This window comes from Robinsoniella sp., assembly GCF_034124845.1.
This window is the reverse complement of the sequence record NZ_JAWYAJ010000321.1, coordinates 377-5,795: the sequence shown is the minus strand read 5'-3', so window position 1 is coordinate 5,795 and position 5,419 is coordinate 377. Positions and strand designations below refer to the sequence as shown.

Genomic DNA, 5,419 nt, shown 5'->3' with positions numbered 1-5,419 from the left:
TCATTAAAATGTTACTGTATATATAAACGTTTTCTGACACCGGGGCAATTCCATGCTGCTGTAAATAATCCACGATCATAAAGCGGCTGCATATTGCAACGCCTATGGAGGAACTGATATTGATCGTCAGGTCATTGATGCCGATGCCTCTGCCAACTTCTGCGGGAGGCAGTGCGCCGGTTACGGTATCCAGCATAGGGGAATAAATCGTATTGTACCCTGCAAAAAATAAAACCCCCGCCATACTAAGCATTATTTCGCCTTTATTCATGAACAATGCCCCACTCAAGAGGCCCAGGAAAATAAGGAACGCCCCAAGGCTGATTGTCTGATATCTGCCCAGGCGAGCCGTAATCTTATCCCCATTCATGCCTACAACTGCTGCTGCAATGTATCCCGGCAGCAAAATGTAGGAAACCAGGTCCAGAGACCTGGGATACAGGGTATTTACAACAAACGTAAAAATAAAAGCAAACACAAATTGTGACAGATAAAGGGCAAATACCAATATGACGGTCTTTGTGTATTTCTTATTTTCCCGAAAAAATGCCGGTGTGACAAATGCATCTTCTCTCTTGCTGATGTAAACGCAAAATACAACCAGCATCAGTATTTCAATCACTGCATAAACAGGCTTGAAATCACTCAGCATCAACATAATCACTACAATACAGATGCTGAACAGTCCAATGCCCGGCACATCCACATGCTTTAACTTTCCTTCATTTTCTACCGGAGCATACTTCCATATAACCGGTATAAAGACAGCTGCCGCCAGGGAAATGACAAACAGCGCTTTCCAATTGACATAGGTGGCAAATACACCTCCTGCCAATGCACCGCACGCCTGGGCGATCTGGAAACAAGCTGTGAACCAGGCAAAGTACTTCAGCTTTTCTTTCCCTTTCGTATACCGTGAGGTGATCACCAGATAAAGAGAACTGATTGCCGCCTGGCCTACGGTCTGCAGAACCCTTGCTGCCACTACCATATAAAAATAATTCTGGAACAACAGTCCAAATGCAGATCCAGACACAAATACGGCAGTGCCCAAAAGCAGCAGTTTCTTCACCGGAATGTAATCGGAAAGCGTCCCATAGACTACGCTGCAGACGCCAAGGGCTACCGTACTGAGTGTCACAATCATACTCACTTTACTGGCTGAGACGTGAAATTCCTCTGCTAATACCGGTGACACTGTTACGAATGCCTGAACCATTAAATTGGTTAGCACGAATAGGATCAACAGGCATGGCAATAGTTTTCGGATGTTTTTTTCATTCTGAACGTCCATTTATATCCTCCCTGCTTTTGCCGCAGCGGATAAATAAGTTCTGCAGGTTCTTATCCAGGTCTTCTTCCAGGGCTTTATCATTTACCCCGATGCAGACTTTAACATTAGGATTTCCATCTCTCAGTTTTTCCTGGCTTCCAATCGTTCTTCCCGCTGCCTCACCTTCGGTCACAACCGTCATATGCATAGGAAGCATCTGAAACCACTGGCGATTCTTTGCAGCAGCCACGGCAGAAGGATCATGGAGAAAACACCCCCCGATACAAGCATCATGTTCTCCGATATAATAATCCACCATGTCTGCAAATACCCTGCCTGCAGTGCTGCCTGTTTCTCTCCAACTGCTGGTAGATTCTTTTGTAAGAAGCGAACGCTGTGTCACATCCAGCCCCACCATCGTCACATCTACGCCGCTTTCGAATAAATACTTTGCTGCAAAGGGATCCTGTGAAATATTGGCTTCCGCATAAGGGGTGACATTCCCTGGTATGGTCAGTGCACCTCCCATGATTACCACCGGTCCCATGATTTCTGCTATTTCCGGAGCCTTTATAAGGGCTGATGCCAGATTTGTCATCGGTCCCGTTGCGACGATTACAAGATCTTTTTTATATTTCTTTACCGAAGATATTAAAAAGTCTACACCTGACTGATCTTCTTTCCTGCGCTGTGCCTTTTTCATTGAGACCTGGCCTACTCCATTGTCTCCGTGAATTCTTGCACTCACTTCCAGCCGTAAAAAACCGGATTTTTGAATTGCATGTTTTTCACCTTCATAGACCGGGATGGCCAGCGCCTGGCACATTTCCAGAATATTCAATACATTTTGCACACCATTTTCCGTATACACATTCCCATAGGTTCCCACAACACCCAGCAAATCAATGTCCTCACTTCCCAGAACATAAGCCAAAGCCATTCCATCATCAATCCCCGTATCCAAATCTAAAATCATCTTCATCTTTTCTTCTCCTTTCATCCATCCTGGAGCTAAACGCTCTCTGGTGAATTCTGCATATTCTTTGTTATTCAGCACTTTTAAATTGTGCATATTTGTAATATAATATTTTTATGATTTTATTTCACTGACAGTTGTCACTAACAGGAGGATTATTTTTGAAATTTATCGAAGATGAAAAACAAAAAAACAGGTATATGGAAAAATACCAGATTCACAGGATGTTTCACTCCAATCTCAGAGAGCATATGAAGTTAGCCGTTTTTCAGGAAAAAGAATATGTGTACCATCAGGGGGATTTACTAAATGGCCTATTTGTTATCATCACTGGTGAGTGGAAAGTATATTATTCTCTTGAAAATGGCAAGGATGCTGTCTTTCGCCTGCTCAACCAGCCCCGTATCGTAGGTGAAATTGAATTTATGCTGAACTCTCCAGCCACAACCACCATTCAGTCCACAAAGCTTTCCTATGCTTTTTACCTTCCTTACCAGCAGTGCCGCAGCCTTTTAAAAGAAGATGCTGTTTTTCTGGGAAATATCAGCTACAACATGGCAGAAGCGCTCTATATAACCAACAACAATGCATCTATCAACCAATACTATTCCCCAAAAAGCCGGATTGCATCTTTTATTCTATCCATTGAAAAGGACGGTCATTTTTCATTTAACTATAAACTGCTCCCTGGGCTTACCGGAATGAGTGACCGGCATATGTTTCGTATCTTAAATGAATTGATTCAGGATGGCTGCCTGAAAAAGGACGGGGAATTTTATACAATATTAAATTACGAAGCTTTAGAAGACATTTCCTGTGAAGCATATATCCATAAAATATAAGCATTATAAAACTGCCCCTGCCAAGTTAGCACTGGAATCTAACTTAGCAGGGGCAGTTCACTTTTTAAAAGACGCCTACTTTTCTGAGAAACACTTCATTTTTCTGGGATTGCATTCCTATTCTGCCTGTTCCTCATTTATTATTTAGACCGGTTCTTACTAACGACGTCAAAGATAACCGCCGCCAGCAGCACCAAACCTTTTACCACTTTCTGATAGTTGGCATCCACGCCCATGATATTCATACCCAGGTTGATAACACCCATCAGCGTAGCACCTATAATTACACCAGGTACCGTACCGGTTCCGCCGTAAGCGGAAGCCCCGCCGATGAAACAGGAACCGATGGCATCCATTTCATAGTTATTTCCGGCTGTAGGATTTGCTGAATTTAATCTTGCGATGGTAACCATTGCCGCAACTGCCGCCAGCAAGCCCATGTTCAGATAGGCTATAAAATACACTTTATTTGTGTTGATTCCAGATAACTGGGTTGCTTTTTCATTCCCACCCACGGCATAGAAATAACGCCCGATTGTTGTCTTGGAGGTGATATAGGAATAAATAAGTATGACTACCAGTACCCAGATTAAAACATTTGGAATCCCTTTATACTGAGCAAGGCGGAACATGAAAGCCAGGATAACAATGCAGATAATCGCCGTTTTCACTATGACACCTGCTAGTTTTTCCGTCTCATATCCCTTTTTAATCCTGCTGGCACGTCCTTTCAATACCACGATGATATAGATCAGTGAAGCCAGAACACCTGCCAAAATACAAATAATATTGATACTTCCGCCAAACGGATCCGGTATGTAGTTATTGAACAGCGCAAGGTAATGTTCCGGCATTGGCGCTACGGTACGCCCACTTAAGATAACATTGGACAGCCCGCGAAATACCAGCATCCCGGCGAGGGTTACAATAAACGGAGGGATACGGACAAAAGCAATCCAGAAGCCCTGCCATGCTCCGATTAACATACCTACCAGAATCATAATCAGAATGACCAGTGCCATATTCATATTTTTATTGACCATTAAGGTTCCGCCAATGGCACCCACAAAGCACACCACCGAACCTACGGACAGATCGATATTTCCTCCCGTGAGGATACAGAGCAGCATTCCGGTTGCCAGTATGAACACATATGCATTCTGGGCAATCAGGTTGGTCACATTCTGGGGAAGAAGCATTTTCCCTCCGGTCTGCCAGGTAAAGAATAAGGTTACCAGAACCAGTACGATTACCATGGTATATTTTTTTATAATTCCTGAGACTTTTGCTTTATCCATTTCTACTCTCCTTTACTTGATTTTAAAATACATGCCATAATACGCTCCTGGGTTGCCTCTTGCCTGGTTAATTCGCCTGCAATTTTCCCTTCGTTCATAACATAGATACGATCGGACATTCCAAGCACTTCCGGCAGTTCCGATGAAATCATGATCACGGATTTTCCTTCCGCTACCAGATCATTGATAATGCAGTAGATTTCATATTTTGCTCCTACGTCTATTCCTCTGGTAGGCTCATCCAGAATCAAAATATCCGGTTCTGCAAACATCCATTTTGCCAGAAGGACCTTCTGCTGGTTCCCTCCGCTTAAATTCCCCACATTTTGTTCTACGGAAGGGCATTTTGTCTTCAGCCGTTCCTTATATTCCACGGCAACCTGATATTCCTTATCCTGGTCAATCACGGTTCGTTTGCTGATCGCTGACAGATTGGCAAGGGTGGTATTTATTTTGATGGGATTAGATAGAATCAGGCCGTTTCCTTTCCTGTCCTCCGTTACATATGCCAGCTTTTTCTGGATGGCATCCCTTACACTGCGCAGATGTACCTCTTCCCCATTCAGGAACAGTTTACCGGAAATATTCGTACCATAACTTTTGCCGAAAATGCTCATGGCAAGTTCTGTTCTCCCTGCACCCATAAGACCGGAAATGCCTACTACTTCACCTTTGTGGACCTTAATTGATACTTTGTCGCAGACCTTGCGCTCGGTATACAAAGGATGGTGAACCGTCCAGTCTTTTACCTCCAGAAGCACTTCCTTCTTCACAAACTGCGCCCGTTTTGGAAAACGATCGGTCAGGTCTCTGCCAACCATTCCTTTGATGATACGGTCTTCCGAAATATCATCTGTCTTTTTATCCAGTGTCTCTATCGTGGATCCATCCCGGATTACGGTAATTTTATCCGCCACATAGGCAATCTCATTTAATTTATGAGAAATAATAATCGATGTCATACCCTGGCTTTTAAATTTCAAAAGGAGATCCAGCAGGGCTTTGGAATCCGCTTCATTTAGCGATGCTG

Annotated in this window: 5 protein-coding genes; 1 reads left to right on the top strand and 4 read right to left on the bottom strand. The window is 43.5% G+C overall.

From position 1 onward, the window contains the following. Both ACH2DQ_RS16150 and ACH2DQ_RS16145 read right to left on the bottom strand, forming a co-directional pair. Positions 1-1,294, bottom strand: a 1,294-nt coding sequence (locus tag ACH2DQ_RS16150; protein ID WP_395027426.1) for an MFS transporter, incomplete at its 3' end; no start/stop codon positions are given. Next, positions 1,278-2,255 (bottom strand): nucleoside hydrolase, encoded by a 978-nt coding sequence (locus ACH2DQ_RS16145; RefSeq protein WP_394911845.1) that lies wholly within the window; start codon positions 2,253-2,255, stop codon positions 1,278-1,280. The genes ACH2DQ_RS16145 and ACH2DQ_RS16150, both read right to left, overlap by 17 nt. A gap of 155 nt (positions 2,256-2,410) precedes the next feature. Here ACH2DQ_RS16145 and ACH2DQ_RS16140 point away from each other — a divergent pair, with 155 nt between their 5' ends. Continuing rightward, entirely contained in the window at positions 2,411-3,091 is a 681-nt protein-coding gene (locus ACH2DQ_RS16140; RefSeq protein ID WP_395027423.1) for a cyclic nucleotide-binding domain-containing protein, read from the top strand. A 140-nt stretch (positions 3,092-3,231) separates the two neighbouring features. On the opposite strand, the gene mmsB is transcribed toward ACH2DQ_RS16140, so the two are convergent. Together mmsB and ACH2DQ_RS16130 are read right to left on the bottom strand one after the other, a co-directional pair. Further along, entirely contained in the window at positions 3,232-4,389 is a 1,158-nt protein-coding gene (gene mmsB / locus ACH2DQ_RS16135; RefSeq protein WP_394911847.1) for a multiple monosaccharide ABC transporter permease, read from the bottom strand. 2 nt (positions 4,390-4,391) lie between these two features. After that, positions 4,392-5,419 (bottom strand): ATP-binding cassette domain-containing protein (locus ACH2DQ_RS16130; protein ID WP_395027421.1); only part of this gene is annotated, 1,028 nt, incomplete at its 5' end.

Coding starts and splice junctions, on each gene's coding strand:
- mmsB (WP_394911847.1), bottom strand. CDS start 4,389: ATGGATAAAGCAAAAGTCTCAGGAATTATAAAAAAATATACCATGGTA.
- ACH2DQ_RS16145 (WP_394911845.1), bottom strand. CDS start 2,255: ATGAAGATGATTTTAGATTTGGATACGGGGATTGATGATGGAATGGCT.